The 16150-nt window shown below is 66.6% G+C and carries 11 protein-coding genes; 9 read left to right on the top strand and 2 right to left on the bottom strand.

What is annotated here, in order from left to right; translation table 11 throughout:
- Nucleotides 1-180: 180 nt before the first annotated feature.
- The 9 genes from ACQRAG_RS05045 (at nt 181) to ACQRAG_RS05005 (ending at nt 13401) form a co-directional block, all read left to right on the top strand.
- On the top strand, nt 181-861 hold the full coding sequence (locus ACQRAG_RS05045; RefSeq protein WP_303954171.1) for an XRE family transcriptional regulator: 681 nt from the start codon (nt 181-183) through the stop codon (nt 859-861).
- Between the two features lie 255 nt (nt 862-1116).
- A complete protein-coding gene (locus tag ACQRAG_RS05040) occupies nt 1117-1506 on the top strand; it encodes a YgiW/YdeI family stress tolerance OB fold protein (protein WP_204673880.1) in 390 nt (129 codons plus the stop codon).
- A 52-nt stretch (nt 1507-1558) separates the two neighbouring features.
- Entirely contained in the window at nt 1559-1921 is a 363-nt protein-coding gene (locus ACQRAG_RS05035) for a NirD/YgiW/YdeI family stress tolerance protein (RefSeq protein WP_168934529.1), read from the top strand.
- Nucleotides 1922-2021: 100 nt separating this feature from the next.
- A complete protein-coding gene (locus ACQRAG_RS05030; protein WP_168934528.1) occupies nt 2022-2726 on the top strand; it encodes a response regulator transcription factor in 705 nt (234 codons plus the stop codon).
- Complete coding sequence (locus tag ACQRAG_RS05025) at nt 2723-4030, top strand: sensor histidine kinase (protein WP_427803669.1); 1308 nt, start codon at nt 2723-2725, stop codon at nt 4028-4030. The genes ACQRAG_RS05030 and ACQRAG_RS05025 overlap by 4 nt, the downstream gene beginning before the upstream one ends.
- Nucleotides 4027-5205 carry an MdtA/MuxA family multidrug efflux RND transporter periplasmic adaptor subunit gene (locus ACQRAG_RS05020; RefSeq protein WP_427803668.1) on the top strand — a complete coding sequence of 393 codons (1179 nt, stop codon included), beginning with the start codon at nt 4027-4029 and terminating at the stop codon, nt 5203-5205. The genes ACQRAG_RS05025 and ACQRAG_RS05020 overlap by 4 nt, the downstream gene beginning before the upstream one ends.
- Nucleotides 5206-5581: 376 nt before the next feature.
- Entirely contained in the window at nt 5582-8677 is a 3096-nt protein-coding gene (locus ACQRAG_RS05015; RefSeq protein ID WP_427803667.1) for a multidrug efflux RND transporter permease subunit, read from the top strand.
- On the top strand, nt 8664-11954 hold the full coding sequence (locus ACQRAG_RS05010) for an efflux RND transporter permease subunit (protein WP_427803666.1): 3291 nt from the start codon (nt 8664-8666) through the stop codon (nt 11952-11954). Before ACQRAG_RS05015 ends, ACQRAG_RS05010 begins: the two co-directional genes overlap by 14 nt.
- 316 nt (nt 11955-12270) lie before the next feature.
- Entirely contained in the window at nt 12271-13401 is a 1131-nt protein-coding gene (locus ACQRAG_RS05005) for an aminotransferase class I/II-fold pyridoxal phosphate-dependent enzyme (RefSeq protein ID WP_204673877.1), read from the top strand.
- A 284-nt stretch (nt 13402-13685) separates the two neighbouring features.
- Here ACQRAG_RS05005 and ACQRAG_RS05000 read toward each other — a convergent pair whose 3' ends face one another.
- Together ACQRAG_RS05000 and ACQRAG_RS04995 are read right to left on the bottom strand one after the other, a co-directional pair.
- Complete coding sequence (locus tag ACQRAG_RS05000) at nt 13686-13976, bottom strand: HMA2 domain-containing protein (protein WP_168934525.1); 291 nt, start codon at nt 13974-13976, stop codon at nt 13686-13688.
- The gene (locus tag ACQRAG_RS04995; RefSeq protein ID WP_168934524.1) at nt 13976-16147 is read right to left on the bottom strand and encodes a heavy metal translocating P-type ATPase; all 2172 of its coding nucleotides are present in this window, start codon (nt 16145-16147) and stop codon (nt 13976-13978) included. The genes ACQRAG_RS05000 and ACQRAG_RS04995 overlap by 1 nt, the downstream gene beginning before the upstream one ends.
- Between the last annotated feature and the right edge of the window lie 3 nt (nt 16148-16150).

Raw genomic sequence — 16150 nt, 5'->3', positions numbered from 1 at the left:
AAAAGCGGGCCCGGGCTGCTGTATCCATTGCCATTAGCTACAGGTTGTTCTATGTTTGACAGCAGCCATAGCCGTACTTTTTACATGTTTTCTTTTTTCAATCAAAGGAAAAATTTTTAACTTTTCTTTTAAAAAGATTTAATAGCCTGTTTTTAATGAATAAAAAAATTTGGAGCGCGCATGGAAGATAAAAATAGGTTTTCCTTTATCTCTACACAGGGCTTTGCCGAGCGCCTGCGCCGCCGTCGCCTTGGCCTTGGTCTGCGCAAGCAGGATCTTGCCGCACAGGTGGGGGTCAGCCTGACCACTATCCAGCAGTACGAGAACGGCCAGTTGCCCAAGGGGGAGTTTGCCGTCCGGCTGGGGGCGGCCCTGCGCTGTTCGCTGGACTGGCTGCTGGCCGGGCAGGGGAATGTGGAAGGGGCCCTGCAGGACCAGTGGGCCGGGCTGGTCATGGTGCCCATGGTGGAGGCGCGTCTTTCCGCCGGTACGGGGAGTTTTGAGACCAGTGCCGATGTGGTGCGGCACTATGCCTTCCGCGAGGATTTTTTGCGGCGCAAGGGCAGCCCGTCGCACATGGCCCTGCTGCGGGTCTCCGGCGACAGCATGGAGCCCCGCATCTGCCACAATGACGTGGTCCTTGTGGACCAGAGCCAGAAAGACCCGGTGCCCGGCCGCATCTATGCCGTGAGCGTGGAGGATCTGGTCTACCTCAAGGTGGTCAATGCCATGCCGGGGCGCCTGATCCTCAGCAGCTACAATCCTGCCTATCCGCCCATCGAGGCCTGCACTACCGACCAGCTGGCCGACCTGGTGCGCATCGTGGGGCGGGCGGTCTGGGTGGGGCGTGAGCTTGATTGACGGCACGTCCCGCGTACCTTGTTCGATTTGTTAAACATAGTAAAAAACTTTATTTTATTATCCTTTAAAATCAATACAATAACAAAAAATATGCATGGCGCAGGCGTTTTCTTGGCCTGCGCTGACACTTTGCTGACAGCCGCAGGCGCAGTGTGGAGATGCGGACAGGGCCCAGTCCGCAGGGGCCGGGACGTAGCCGTGCCCCCACCCGCAACTGTTACGGATGGCGGTCATGCCGCCAGAAGGAGATATCCCATGCGTCTGCTGCTTTCTTGTGTGATGGTTCTGGCTCTTGCTTTCCCCGCCATGGCTGCCCAGGGCGGCTTCCAGGGCCCGGGACAGGCTCCCGGCGGTTTCCAGGGGCCCACGTCCGGCGTCCAGGCCGATACCGTGGCCAAGGCCCTCAAAGCCTGGGACGACGCGCCGGTGATGCTGACGGGCCATATCGTGGAGCGTGTGGCCGGCAGCGATGACAAGTACAATTTCCGTGACGCCACGGGCACCATCGTGGTAGAGATCGACCATGAAGTGTTCGCCGGCCGTACGGTGACGCCCGCCGACCGGGTGCGCCTTTCCGGCAAGCTGGACAAGGAGATGATGGATCCCACCAAGGTCGACGTGAAGGTCCTGGAAATCCTCAAGTAGTCTGACAGGCGGGCCGTGCGCTACCGGCGGGCGGCCCGCCAGCGGAGTCGTGATGCGAATTTTTTCTGTGCTGCTTCTGCTGGCCGCCGGCCTGTTTCTGCTCCCGCCGGGTACCGGTGCGGCGGGTTTCGTGGGCCCCGGTGTCTCGCCGACGCTGACCCGTGCGGCCGACGTGCTCAATGCCTGGGATGATGCCCCCTGTGTTCTGGAAGGCCATATCCTGGAAAAGATCCCCCGCAAGGACCGTTACCTTTTTGAGGACGAGAGCGGCCGCGTGGTGGTGGAGATAGAGCACGAGACCTTCGGGCACCTGACGGTCACTCCGCAGGACAAAGTGCGCCTGGTGGGGCATGTGGACTGGAGCTCCAAGCACCCCAATGAGGTGGAGGTGGACGCTCTGGCCATCATCCAGTGATGTTCGGGCCCTGCGGGGCCTTTCGGACGGCGGGGCATCCGCCGGGTTTTCCATTCTTCAGGGGGCGCACGGCGCCCCGTCCTTTTTTGCGGAGGTGCGCATGGTGCCTGTCTCTGTCCTGCTGGTGGAAGATAACGAGGACATCCTCGCCAACCTGTACGCCTATCTTGAGCCTTTGGGCTATGAACTGGATTGCGCCCGCAACGGCCGTACGGGCCTCGAGATGGCCGCGTCCGGCCAGTTCGATCTGGTGGTGCTGGACATCATGCTCCCCGGGCTGGACGGCATCAGCCTGTGCCGTGCCCTGCGCGAGGAACACGGCGTGCAGGTGCCGGTCATCATGCTAACGGCCCGTGATACCGTGGCCGACCGTGTGCTGGGCCTGGACGCCGGGGCCGACGACTACCTGGTCAAACCCTTTGCCCTGCGCGAGCTGGAGGCCCGCATCCGGGCCCTGCTGCGTCGGGGCCGGACGCAGGAGAGCGCCCAGGGCGGCGAGCTGCGTGTGGACGATGTCTGTATCGACGTGGCCGGGCACCGGGTCACGCGGCAGGGCCGCGAGGTCAAGGTGAGCCCCACGGGCTTCCGCATCCTGTGCGAGTTGGCGCGCCGGGCCCCCGCCCTGGTCCGCCGCGAGGAACTGGAGCGCCGCCTCTGGGGCGACGATCTGCCCGGCGGCAGCGCCCTGCGGACGCATATCCACGAACTGCGCCAGCATCTGGACAAGCCTTTCGGCAGCCCCGTGCTGCACACCATCTCCCATGTGGGCTACCGTCTCGGCCGTGAAGAGGAGCCCGGGGCGTGAGCGGCGGTTCCCCCATCCGGCGGCGTCTGCTGGTCTCGTTCATGCTGCTGGCCGCCGGTCTCGGCCTGACCATGGGCATGGTGGGCCTGCTCTCCTATGACAGGCTGGGCGCCCATCTGGTGGACTGGTACGCACGTCCGGTCATGAATGCCCTCATCGAGGCCGAGGAACGCTCGCGCCGTGCCGAGGACCGGGGACGGCACAACAACCTGGTCTATGGGGCCGACCTGGCGAACCTTATGGATCTGCAATTCCGGGTGGGCAAACAGATCCCCCGCGAATGGCATTCCCTGGAGCCCGGCCTGCACTTTTTCGACCGCATGGAGAATTTCGTCTTCCTCGAGGAGCACAAGGGCGTGCGTTACGCCCTGAGCGGGCACACGGGCCTGCTGGTGACCATCAAGGCCCAGCTGACCCGGGTCCTGGGCCTGTGCGCGGGCCTGGGCCTGGGCGTGGCGGCCCTGCTGGCCGTGCTGCTCAGCCGGCGGCTCACGGGCCAGCTGACCGATCTGACCCGTACCGTGTCCCGCTGCCCCGTGCCCCGTGCCGGAGGGGATTATCCCGGCCTGCCGTCCTTGCCGCAGGTGGCCCTTGATGACGAGGTGGGCGTGCTGGCGCGGGCCATCGCCAGCCGCGAGGAGGCCCTGCGCCGTTTCGTGCAGCGCGAGAGCTTCTTCACCGGCGACGTGAGCCACGAGCTGCGCACGCCCCTGACCGTCATGCAGGGCGGTCTGGAAGTGCTGGAGCTGCAGCTGGAGCGCCTGCCCGGTTCCGAGCGCTGTGCGCCCACGGTGGAGCGCCTGCAGCGCACGGTGCGCGACATGTCCGCCACGGTGGGCATCCTTCTGCTGCTGGCCCGCCGTCCCGAAAATATCGAACTCGAACCCGTGGATCTGGCCCTGCTGGTGCGGGACACGGCCCAGGGGCAGGACTGCTTTTCACTGGAGCTCCCCGAGAGCCGGGAAGTGCAGGCGCAGCCTGCCCTGGCGGGGATCGTCGTCAAGAATCTGCTGGACAATGCCCGGCTTTACTCGGAAAATGGCCGCGTTGCCGTGCGCCTGGACGAGCATGTGCTCCAGGTGCGCAACGCGGGACGCATCCCTGAGGATCTGGACATCTTTGCCCGCGGGGTGCGTGCCCGTGCCCGGGGCGATGCCACGCCGGGCGGCAGCGGTCTGGGGCTGTCGCTGGTGCGCCGCGCCTGCGAGCAGCTGGGCTGGTCGGTGAACTACCGGCACAGCGGAGAAAATGAGACACTGTTCGAAGTGTGCTTTGCTCCGGACAGTGATGGAGAACGTGTGTGAAGATCAGCATGAGCAAGGGCCGCCTGCTGGCCGTACTGGCCCTGCTGCTGGGCTGTGCGCTGCTCTGGCGGGGCTTTTTCGAGCCCGGCAGGCAGCGCGGCATGCCGCAGGATACGCCGCCGGTGCGTGTGGCCACGGCCCTGGCGCAGGATATGCCCCATTTCCTCAACGGTCTGGGCACGGTGGAGCCGTCCAGTGACGTGCTGGTGACCAGCCGGGTGGACGGGCATCTGCAGCGCCTGTATTTTACGGAAGGTCAGTTCGTCCATAAGGGCGACCTGCTGGCCGAGATCGACCCCCGGCCGTTCGAGGCCGCTTTGGGCGAGGCCCGGGGCGCCCTGGCCCGCGATACGGCCCAGCTGGAGAACGCCCGCCGCGACCTGAGCCGGTATGAAAAGCTGGTGAGCGGCGGCCATATCGCCCGGCAACAGTACGACAACCAGCGCGCCCTGGTGCGCCAGTATGAAGGCACGGTACAGTCCGACAAGGCTGCCGTGGATTCGGCGGCCCTGCAACTGCAGTACAGCCGTATCACCGCTCCGGCCGACGGCGTGCTGGGCCTGCGGAAGGTGGACGAGGGCAACATGGTGCATGCCTCCGATACCGAAGGTCTGGTGCGCATCACCCTGCTGACGCCTTCCTATGTGGTCTTCACCCTGCCGGAAAGCCGGGTGCCCCTGGTGGCGCAGCACTGGCGCGAGGCCCGCAAGAGCGGTGGCCGTCTGCTGGTCCAGGCCTGGGACCGCGAGCAGCAGGCCCTGCTGGCCCAGGGCTATCTGCTGAGCATGGACAACCAGATCGACACCGCCACGGGCACGGTGAAGCTCAAGGCGGAATTCGCCAACGAGGACCATACCCTTTTCCCCAACCAGTTCGTCAATGCCCGTTTGCTGGTCACGGTCCTGCCCCGGGCCGTCACGGTGCCCACCGCCGCCGTGCAGCTGGGCAGCCGCGGCTCCTACGTCTATGTGGTGGACAAGGATACCGTCCGCCTGCGCGAAGTGACGCCCGGCGTGCGTACCGACAGCCTGACCGTCATCGACAAGGGCCTTGCCGCGGGCGAGGTCGTGGTGGTGGACGGTGTGGACCGCCTGCGTGACGGCCTGCGCGTGCGCGTGACGGCCAGCATGGAGACCCCGCGCGTGACCGTGCCTGCCACCGGGAGCGGGGAGTAGCTTCAGGGAGGGAAGAGGGATCCCGACACGGCTGCCGATGCCCGTGACGCTGCGCCTTGCAGCCGCCATCCGGTGACGCGGGCGTGCGGCATGGTCCCTTTCCTCCGGTTCGATCCCTTTCCCGGCGCGCTTTCCCGCCCGCCCCTTGGCAAAAAGGTCATGCGGTGAAAGCGCGGTGCAGGGGCCGCCGGGCATCCCTTCCCTTGCCGTGCTCCTGCCGGGGGCGGTGTTGGCGCTGCCGTGCTCCTGCCCCCTGGGGCAGCGGCAGGCCCTTTCCCCCTTCCTTTCCCGGCCTCCCGTCCTTTCGCAGGGCAGGGGACCGCCGTTTCCCGCTGACGGTCCCGTCGCCGTTTCCAGAAGACAGACGAGCAGCTCCATGAACATTTCCCGCATCTTCATCCTCCGGCCCATCGCCACCTCGCTGCTGATGGTGGCCCTGCTCCTTTCCGGGCTGCTGGCCTATCATTATCTGCCCATGGCGGCCCTGCCGCAGATCGACTACCCCACCATCCAGGTGCAGACCCTGTACCCCGGCGCGTCCTCCGAGGTCATGGCCGCGGTGGTCACCTCGCCGCTGGAACGGCAACTGGGCACCATGTCGGGCCTTGTGCAGATGACCTCCCTGTCTTCGGCCGGGGCTTCGGTCATCACCTTGCAGTTCGACCTTTCCGTGCCGCTGGACGTGGCCGAGCAGGAGGTGCAGGCCGCCATCAACGCGGCGGACAACCTGCTGCCATCTGATCTGCCCAACCCGCCGGTCTACAACAAGGTCAACCCGGCTGACCCGGCCATCATGACGCTGGCGGTCTACAGTGACGCCATGCCCCTGACCCGGCTGGAAGACCTGGTGGACACCCGGCTGGCGCAGAAGATTTCGCAGATCACCGGCGTGGGCCTGGTGACCCTGTCGGGCGGGCAGCGGCCCGCGGTGCGGGTGCAGGTCAATCCCTCGGCCCTGGCCTCGGCCGGGCTGACCATGGCCGACGTGCGCTCGGCCATCGCTTCGGCCAACGTCAACGACGCCAAGGGCAGCTTTGACGGGCCCCAGCGCACCAGCACCATCGACGCCAACGACCAGCTGGCCTCGGCCGAGGAATACGCGCGGACCATCATCGGCTACAGCAACGGCGCGCCCCTGCGTCTGGAAGATGTGGCCACCGTGGAGGAGGGCGCGGAGAACGCCCGTCTGGCCGCCTATGTGGCCGACGGGGAGCAGGGCTTCCGCCCGGCCATCGTCCTCTCCATCCAGCGCCAGCCCGGCGCCAACGTCATCACCGTGGCCGACAGCATCACCCGTTTGCTGCCGCAGCTGCAGCAGGCCCTGCCCGGGCATGTGCGGGTGCAGGTGGTGACGGACCGCACCACCACCATCCGGGCCACGGTGCACGACGTGCAGCTGGAACTGGTGCTGGCCGTGGTCCTGGTCATCGCCGTCATCTGGATCTTCCTGCGCAACGTGCAGGCCACCATCATCCCGGCCCTGGCCGTGCCCCTGTCGCTGGTGGGCTCGCTGGGCGTCATGTATCTGGCGGGTTTCTCGCTCAACAACCTGACCCTCATGGCCCTGGTCATCGCCTCCGGTTTCGTGGTGGACGACGCCATCGTGGTCATCGAGAACATCAGCCGCTATCTGGAAAACGGCTACAAGCCCCTGCAGGCCGCCCTCGTGGGGGCCGGGCAGATCGGTTTCACCATCATCTCCCTGACCCTGTCGCTGGTGGCCGTGCTCATCCCGTTGCTGTTCATGGGCGACGTGGCCGGGCGCCTGTTCCGCGAGTTCGCGGTCACGCTGGCCGTGACCATCCTCATCTCGGCCGTCATCTCCCTGTCCCTGACGCCCATGCTCTGCGCGGTCATGCTGCGGCCGGAGCGGCACAAGGAAGGGGAGGGCAATTTCTTCCCGGCCCTGCTGCGCTGGTATGAAGGCAAGCTGGACTGGGTGCTGGCCCACCAGCGCCTGACCCTGGCCGTGGCCGTGGGGACCCTGCTGCTGAGCGTGGCCATGTACGCGCTGGTGCCCAAGGGCTTTTTCCCCACGCAGGACACGGGCGTCATCCAGGGCATCGCGGAATTCCCGCAGGATACCTCGTTTGCGGCCATGGCCCGGCGCCAGAAAGAACTTTCCGACGTGCTGCTGGCCGATCCGGCCGTGGCCCGGGTGGCGTTCTTCGTGGGCGTGGACGGCATCAACCCCAGTCTGGCCACCTCGCGCCTGACCATCGACCTCAAGCCGCTGGAAGAGCGCGACCACCGCGCCCCGGCCATCGCCCGGCGCCTCATGGAACGGGCCGACAGCCTGCCGGGCATGGATCTGTTCCTGCAGCCCGTGCAGGACCTGACCGTGGAGGACCGCGTCTCGCGCACCCAGTACCAGCTTTCGGTGGAGGCCCTCAGCGACGCCCAGCTGGAAGGGCGCATCCCGGACATCCTGGCGACGTTGCGGGCGCGGCCGGAGCTGAGCCATGTGACCAGCGACCTGCTGGGCCGGGGCCGCATGCTCTGGCTGGACATCGACCGCGATGCGGCCAGCCGTCTGGGCGTGAGCATGGACGTCATCGACAATGCCCTTTATGACGCGCTGGGGCAGCGCCTGATCTCCACCATCTTCACCCAGACAAACCAGTACAAGGTGGTGCTGGAAAGCGCCCCGCAATTCCGGCGCGGCCCGGACGACATCGAAAAGATCTACGTCAAGGGCAGCGAGGGCAAGCCCATCCCGCTTTCGGCCCTGGTGCGCATGGAAGAACGCTCCGCGCGCCCTGCCACCATGCGGCAGGGCCAGTTCCCGGTGGCCACCATCTCCTTCAACGTGGCCGAAGGCTCCTCCCTGGGGGCGGCCGTGAGTGCGGTGGAGGAGACCCTTGCTTCCCTGGAGCTGCCTTCGTCCCTGCGCTGCCAGTTCCAAGGAGCGGCCCATGCCTTTGCCTCGTCCACGGACAATCAGGTCTGGCTGCTGCTGGCCGCCGTGGTCACCATGTACATCGTGCTGGGCGTGCTCTACGAAAGCTACATCCATCCCGTGACCATCCTGTCCACCCTGCCGTCGGCGGGCATCGGCGCCACGCTGGCCCTCATGCTCTGCGGCATGGAACTGGGCGTGGTGGGCATCATCGGCATCATCCTGCTCATCGGCATCGTCAAAAAGAACGCCATCATGATGATCGACTTTGCCCTGGAGGCCGAACGGCAGGAAGGCAAGGATCCGCAGGCCGCCATCCGGCAAGCCTGTCTGCTGCGTCTGCGGCCCATCCTCATGACCACCATGGCGGCCCTGCTGGGGGCCCTGCCGCTGATGATCGGCTGGGGCATGGGCGCGGAACTGCGCCGTCCGCTGGGCGTGACCATGGTGGGCGGCCTCATCGTCAGCCAGGTGCTGACCCTGTTCACCACGCCTGTCATCTATATCTGGTTCGCGCGTCTGGCCGAGAAGTTGGGCCGCCGTGGCGGGGAGGCCGGTCATGAGCAGGCCTGAGGAGACGCCCCGGGCCGCCGCATCCGGCCGGGAGAGCCGCCACGCCCATGAAGGGCAGGATCTGGCTCTGGCCGGGGAACGGCGCAAGCGCTTCGGGCCGGAATTCATCCCCCTGAACCTTTCCGCGCCCTTCATCCGCCGGCCCGTGGCCACCACGCTGCTGACCATCGCCGTGACCCTGGCGGGCATGGTGGCTTTTTTCCTGCTGCCCGTGGCGCCCCTGCCCGAAGTGGACTTCCCCGTGGTCAGGGTGCAGGCCAACATGCCCGGGGCCAGCCCCGAGACCATGGCCTCCACCGTGGCCACGCCGCTGGAACGGGCCCTGGGCCGCATCGCCGGGGTGACCGAGATGACCTCCAGCAGCAGCCTGGGCTCCACGCGCGTCATCCTCCAGTTCGACCTGGACAGGGACATCAACGGCGCGGCCCGTGACGTGCAGGCGGCCATCAACGCCGCCCGTTCCACCCTGCCCACCATGCCGTCCAACCCCACCTACCGCAAGGTGAACCCGTCGGGCGCGCCCATCCTCATCCTGTCCGTCACCTCGGACGTCCTGAGCCGCACCCAGCTCTACGATGCCGCGTCCACGGTGCTGGCCCAGAAGATCAGCCAGATCGCCGGGGTGGGCGAAGTGACCGTGGGCGGCGGCGCCCTGCCTGCCGTGCGCGTGGACATCTCGCCCGATGCCCTGCACCGCACGGGCCTGAGCATGGAAGACGTGTGTGCGGCCCTGGCCGGGGCCAATGCCTTTTTGCCCAAGGGGCATCTGGAGAACGAAAGCACCTCCTGGACCGTGGTGGCCAGCGACCAGCTGCGCACCGCTGCCCAGTACCGCAAGGTCATCGTGGCCGAGCGCGGCGGTGTCGTCATCCGTCTGGGCGACGTGGCCACGGTGACGGATTCCAGCCAGGACATCCGCCAGATGGCCCTTTCCAACGGCAAGCCCTCCATCCTGCTCATCGTGTTCCGTTCGCCCGGGGCCAACATCATCGAGACCGTGGACAGGGTGAAGGCCATGATCCCGCAGCTGCGCTCCTGGCTGCCCGAAAGCGCGGATCTTTCCGTGCGCATGGACCGCTCCCAGACCATCCGGGCCTCGCTGCACGAGGTGGAGAAGAGCCTGCTGCTGTCCATGGCCCTGGTGGTGCTGGTGGTCTTCCTCTTTTTGCGCAACGGCCGCGCCACCAGCATCCCGGCCGTGGCCGCGCCGGTATCGCTCATCGGCACCTTCGGGGTCATGTATCTGTGCGGCTACACGCTGGACAACCTTTCGCTCATGGCCCTGACCGTGGCCACGGGCTTTGTGGTGGACGACGCCATCGTGGTGCTGGAGAACATCGTGCGCCGTCTGGAGATGGGCGAAAAGCCCCTGCGGGCCGCCCTGCGCGGTGCGCGCGAGGTGGGCTTTACGGTCATCTCCATTTCCCTGTCGCTGGTGGCGGTCTTCATCCCCATCCTGTTCATGGGCGGCGTGGTGGGACGCCTGTTCCGCGAGTTCTCCGTGGTGCTGGCCACGGCCGTGCTGGTCTCCATGGTGGTCTCCCTGACCACCACGCCCATGATGTGCGCCACGTTGCTGCGGCCTTTCGATGAAGAGCTCGCCCGCCGCAGTGCCCGCCTGCGGGCGGAAGAGGGCGGACGGCAGGGGATATTCACCCATGTGGGACGGTTGTGGGGCCGCTTCCTGTCCGCCATGCAGGAGGGCTATTCCCGCAGCCTCTATGTGGTGCTGGATCACTGGAAGCTGACCCTGACCGCGCTCCTGCTGGTGGTGGCGGCCAATGTCTGGATGTACGTCGTGGTGCCCAAGGGTTTCTTTCCCCAGCAGGATACGGGCGTCATCATGGGCGGCATCCGCGCTGATCAGAGCGCCTCGTTTCAGGACATGGAAGTCAAGCTGGCCCGGCTGGTGCGCATCCTCAGCGCCGATCCGGCCGTGGACCAGGTCTCGGCCCACATCTCGGGCGGCCGCGGCGGCGGGGGCGTGTTCATCTCCCTCAAGCCGCTGGAGGAACGCGGCATCAGCGCCCAGCAGGTCATCGGCCGTCTGCGCGGCAAGATGTCCTCGGAACCGGGGCTCCAGATCTTTTTGCAGGCCGCGCAGGACATCATGATGGGCGGGCGCAGCTCCCGCTCCCAGTACCAGTACACCTTGCAGGCCGACGACCTGGACAGCCTGCGCCGCTGGGGACGGCGTTTGCAGCAGGAGTTCGCGGGCATCCGCATCCTCAAGGACGTGGACAGCGACATCGAGGAACGGGGCCTGCAGACCCTGCTGACCATCAACCGTGACGCTCTGGCCCGGCTGGGCCTGACCATGAAGGACGTGGACGCGGCCCTGAGCAATGCCTTCGGCCAGCGTCAGGTCAGCACCATCTATGAGGAAAAGAACCAGTACCGCGTAGTGCTGGAATATGCCCTGCCCTGGCTGGAAGGCGAGGATTCGCTGGGCAAGGTCTGGCTGCCGGGCAAGGACGGGGCCGTGCCTCTGCTGGGCGTGGCCGAGGTCTCACCGGCCTTCGCGCCCCTTTCCGTGGCCCATCAGGGCCAGTTCGCGGCCGTGACCCTGTCCTTCAACCTGGCGGAGGGCGCGTCCCTTTCACAGGCGCAGGCGGCCATCGACGAGGCGCGCGTGCGCATCGGCATGCCGTCCACCATCGTGGGCAGCTTCCAGGGCACGGCCAAGATGTACAGCGATACGGTCAGGGAGCAGGTGCTGCTCATCCTGGCGGCCCTGGCCGCGCTCTATATCGTGCTGGGCGTGCTTTACGAGAGCCTCATCCATCCGCTGACCATCCTCTCCACCCTGCCGTCGGCGGGCATCGGGGCCCTGCTGGCCCTGCGGGCCTGCGGCATGGAGTTCAGCGTCATCGCCCTCATCGGCGTGCTGCTGCTTTGCGGCATCGTCAAAAAGAACGCCATCATGATGATCGACTTTGCCATCGAGGCCGCGCGCACCCGCAACCTGCCCCCGCGCGAGGCCATCCACGAGGCCTGCCGCCTGCGCTTCCGTCCCATCATGATGACCACGGCCGCCGCCATCCTGGGGGCCGTACCGCTGGCCCTGGGGCAGGGCGACGGCGCCGAGATCCGCCAGCCCCTGGGCATCACCATCGTGGGCGGCCTGCTGGTGAGCCAGCTGCTCACCCTGTACACCACGCCCGTGGTCTACCTCTGCCTCGACCGGGCCCGTCTGCGCTGGCGCCGGCGCTGGTGGCGGCTGCGCTACGGCGAACGCAAGGCGGCCCTGCTGACGGCGCTTTGCCGTCAGGGCTAGGGACTGTCTTTCCGCAGGAGGGGGGCCGGGCCATGTCGCGGCCTTCCGGGGGCATGGCCCTTGCGGCCGTCATCCTTGCGGCCTTCCTGCCGGCGTGTTTTGTACGGAAAGGGCGGCGCTGTGGAAGGCCCCACCTCCCTTGATGATTCCCTGTCCGGAGGGCTCCTGTCCTCCTGATCCGGACAGGAGCTTTTTCTGCGCCCTGTTTCTGCCTCCGCAAGTCCTTCATTTTCACTCCGCGGATTGACGGCCCGCATGGGGGCTCCTATGCTGGGACGGCGACAGTGTCGCCAAAGAGACAGCCTGTGGAGGGAACATGAAAATCAGGGACTTCGGACTGGAGATCTTTTTTGGACGGTATGAATTCAGCGCGCCGTATCTGCTGGCGCAGTCGGACTGCGAGTCCCTGAGCATCCGCGAGTTGCTGGCTCTGGAGCCGGGCGCACAGGAAGGCTTTCTGGACACCTGGCTGGGCTACAGCGAGAACGACGGTGCTCCGGCCCTGCGGGAGGCGGTCTCCGGCCTGTACACGCAGTGCGGTCCGGAAAACGTGCTGCTGCACGTGGGCGCGCAGGAGGCCATCTTCGGGGCGCTCAACGTGCTGGTGGAGCCGGGCGAGCATGTGATCTGCCAGTTCCCCACCTACCAGTCCCTGTACGAGGTGGCGCGGGCCGCGGGCTGCGAGCTCTCCCTCTGGCCCCTGCATCAGGGCGAGGACGGCTGGTACTGCGACCTTGACGAGCTGGAGCGGCTCATCACGCCCAAGACGCGTCTGCTGGTGCTGAACACGCCCAACAATCCCACCGGCTACGCCCTGTCCGCCGACGAGCGGCAGCGCATCTGCGAGCTGGCCCGCCGCCACGGCCTGCGCATCCTGGCCGATGAGGTCTACCGGGGCCTGGAAGCGCCGGATGCCGTGCCCCCGGCCTTTTGCGACATCTACGAACGGGCCTTTTCCGTGGGCGTGCTCTCCAAGGCATACGGCCTGCCCGGCCTGCGTGTGGGCTGGATCGCCTCGCAGGAACGGGACGCCATCGGCGCCCTGAGCCGCTACAAGAATTATCTCAGCATCTGCTGCCCCACGCCTTCCGAAGCCCTGGCCCGCATCGCGCTGAAGCACGGCCCGGCCGTCCTGGCCCGCAACCGGGAGATCATCGCCCGTAATCGCCGGATCGCCGCCGACTTCTTTGCCCGTTACGACCACGTGTTCCTCCACAATCCGCCCCAGGCCGGTCCCATCGCTTTCCATGGCCTGAGGCCGGACTTCGTGGCCCGCTTCGGTTCCGCACTGGCTTTTTGCGAACACCTGGCCCAGTCGGCCGGTGTGCTGCTCCTGCCCGGCAATGTCTATGACATGGACGCGCCCTATGTGCGCATGGGCTACGGCCGCGCCAACTTTGCCGAGAACCTGGCCGTGCTGGACGGCTGGCTGCAGCAAAACGGTTAAGCTCAGGGAGGGAGTTTCCCGGGAGGGAAGTCTCTTTCCCCCACCGTAAGGGGATCGCTTCCCCACCGCGCATTATGAAAAAAGGACGCCATGGCGGCGTCCTTTTTTTACGGGGGCTCCAAGGGAGGAAGCGATCTGGATGGGGCCCCCGTCAGGCCGGGATGTCCCTAACTACGAGGCAGCGACGGGGACCTGTGCCCGTACCTGAAAGTTTTTGGGGAGAGGGGCCCGGGGGAGAGAGCTTTTGTTTGCAAAGAGTCTCTCCCCCGGAGTGTCTGTCATTCCTACAAGGGCGGCATCTCGCCTGCCTGGCCGCGTGCGGCTTTGTCCAGCCAGTCGGCCCAGCGGCAGCCGGTCTCGATGAGCCTGTCCTGCGACAGCCGGGTGCTGTCATACAGGATGAGGGCCGAACCGCTCAGGGGGTTGAGCTCTATGTCCCGCACACCGTCCACACGCAGGAGGGCGGCGCGGGCCTTGCCGGCGATGGCGGCGTCACGCAGGGCAGGGTGCCGGACGCGCACGCGTCCGTCCATGAAGCTGCGGACATATTTCACGAAGCGCAGGCTGTCGAGCATCAGGCGGCCTCCAGCTGACGGGCGTGGCGACCGGGCAGATGCGGCCGCATGGCATTGAGGGTCACGCCCAGGGTCGTCAGGTTATGCAACAGAGCCGAGACGCCGGGCGTCAGGATCATGAACAGGCCCCCGGCCAGGAACATGCTGTTGAGCAGCATGGTGGCCGCAAAGTTGATGTGGATGCGCCGCAGGGTGGCCCTGCCCAGCAGCCGGGCCGTGATGAGCCCGCTGAGGTCCGGCCGGGTGAGCAGCACATTGGCCACTTCGCGGGCCAGGTCGGCGCCGTCGCACATGGCCACGCCCACATGGGAGGCGGACAGGGCAGGAGCGTCGTTGATGCCGTCGCCCACCATGAGGACCTTGCAGCCCTGGGCGGTGAGGTCGGCGATGACGTCTGCCTTGTCGGCGGGCAGGACCTGCGAACGGTATTCCTTGAGGCCCAGCTTGCCGGCCACGGCACGGGCGGTACGCTCGTCGTCGCCGGTGAGCATGAGGATGCGGCGGAAGCCCAGCTCTTCGAGCTGCTTGAGGACCTGCGGGCATTCGGGACGCAGGGGGTCCTCGATGGCCAGGAACCCGGCCAGCTTGCCGTCGATGGCCAGATAGAGCAGCGAGCGTCCCATCCGGGCCTGGGCGTCGATCTCCGCCTCCAGGGGCGAAAGGTCGATGCCTTCGTCGCATTCGATGTAGTGGCGGCTGCCCACACGCACGGCCTTGCCGTACAGGGTGGAGGCGATGCCGTGGGCCACCACATATTCCACCTGGGCGTGCTCTTCCTCATGCTGCAGGCCTTCTTCCTGCGCGCAGCGGACAACGGCGCGGGCCACAGGATGGGGGAAGTGCTCCTCAAGGCAGGCCGCAAGGCGCAGGACCTCGTCCCGGTCATGACCGGCGGCGGGGATGACCTCCACCACATGGGGGCTGGCGTTGGTGAGGGTGCCCGTTTTGTCGAAGACCACGGTATCGGCTTCGGAAAGGGCCTCCAGGAAACGGCCGCCCTTGATGACCACGCCGTGACGCGCGCCTTCGCGCATGGCGGCCAGCACGGCCAGCGGGGTGGCAAGACGCAGGGCGCAGGAGTAGTCCACCAGCAGCACGGAAGCCGCCTGCATGGGGTTGCGGGTGATGAGCCACACAAGGCCCGCCAGGGCGAAGGTGAAGGGCACGGCCATGTCGGCCATGCGTTCGAATTTGCCCTGGATGCCGGCCTTGAGGGCCTCGGACTCTTCGATGAAGCGCACCACCTGCTTGAGGCGGGTGCCGTCGCCCACATGGGTGGCGCGGATGACGAGATGTCCCTGCTCCACCACCGTGCCCGAGTAGACGGCAGCGCCCTTGCTGCGGGCCACGCCCAAGGGCTCGCCGGTCATGCTGGCCTGGTTGACCACGGCCTCGCCGTCCTCGACGATACCGTCCACAGGGATGGAGCCGCCGTCGCGGACCACGACCAGATCGCCTTCACGCACATCGGAGAGCGGGACGCTGGTCTCCACACCATCGGCCAGTACCCAGACGGTATCCACGTTGAGCGCCAGGCTCTCGGTCAGGCTGTCCATGGAGCGGCGGCGCGTCCAGTATTCCAGGGCCTCGCCCAGTCCCAGCAGCAGGGTCAGCACGGTGACGGTACGGAAGTCGCGCCGCAGCAGGGAAACACCGATGGCCGCGGCATCCAGTACGTCGACATTGAGCTTGCCCTGGAGGAGCGAGGCGAGGCCCTTTCGCAAAAAGGGAAGGGCTCCCATGACACTGCTGGCCACACGCAGCTTGAACGGCAGGAAAGGACGGACGAAGAGGAAGCGCATCAGGGGGCCGAAACCGTGGGCCCCCATCTCGTCCTCATCATGGGCCGGCAGGCGGCTGCCGGAAGCGTGCCGTTCGAGGCTGCTTTCCAGCTCCTGGGTCAGGGTGGCCAGGACGCTGCCGTCATTGAGGGCACCGGCGTCCTGGGCAGCCAGGGAGCGGAGCACGTCCTGCCGGGCCTGCGCATGCCGGTAGAGCACGAGGACGCTGGGCACGCGGGGATTGACCCGCACGCCTTCCACGCCGTCGATGGCATCCAGAGTATCGGCCAGGATCTCGGCCTGCACCTGTGTCATGGGGCGGCAGGCACGCGCACGCAGCCGTCCGGCCCCGTTGGAGCAGCTCAGTTCATGAACCAGAAAAAAGCGCATGCG

Origin of the sequence: Desulfovibrio sp. SGI.230 (assembly GCF_050313065.1) — a bacterium.
Taxonomy (GTDB): Bacteria; Desulfobacterota; Desulfovibrionia; order Desulfovibrionales; family Desulfovibrionaceae; genus Desulfovibrio.
Note: the sequence above shows the minus strand (reverse complement) of the source record. Positions and strands in the feature narration are given on the sequence as shown.

Bases quoted from the DNA above. Each gene is read 5' to 3' on its own strand.
- ACQRAG_RS05045 (WP_303954171.1), top strand. From the start codon at position 181: ATGGAAGATAAAAATAGGTTTTCCTTTATCTCTACACAGGGCTTTGCC.
- ACQRAG_RS05040 (WP_204673880.1), top strand. From the start codon at position 1,117: ATGCGTCTGCTGCTTTCTTGTGTGATGGTTCTGGCTCTTGCTTTCCCC.
- ACQRAG_RS05035 (WP_168934529.1), top strand. From the start codon at position 1,559: ATGCGAATTTTTTCTGTGCTGCTTCTGCTGGCCGCCGGCCTGTTTCTG.
- ACQRAG_RS05030 (WP_168934528.1), top strand. From the start codon at position 2,022: ATGGTGCCTGTCTCTGTCCTGCTGGTGGAAGATAACGAGGACATCCTC.
- ACQRAG_RS05015 (WP_427803667.1), top strand. From the start codon at position 5,582: ATGAACATTTCCCGCATCTTCATCCTCCGGCCCATCGCCACCTCGCTG.
- ACQRAG_RS05010 (WP_427803666.1), top strand. From the start codon at position 8,664: ATGAGCAGGCCTGAGGAGACGCCCCGGGCCGCCGCATCCGGCCGGGAG.
- ACQRAG_RS05005 (WP_204673877.1), top strand. From the start codon at position 12,271: ATGAAAATCAGGGACTTCGGACTGGAGATCTTTTTTGGACGGTATGAA.
- ACQRAG_RS05000 (WP_168934525.1), bottom strand. From the start codon at position 13,976: ATGCTCGACAGCCTGCGCTTCGTGAAATATGTCCGCAGCTTCATGGAC.
- ACQRAG_RS04995 (WP_168934524.1), bottom strand. From the start codon at position 16,147: ATGCGCTTTTTTCTGGTTCATGAACTGAGCTGCTCCAACGGGGCCGGA.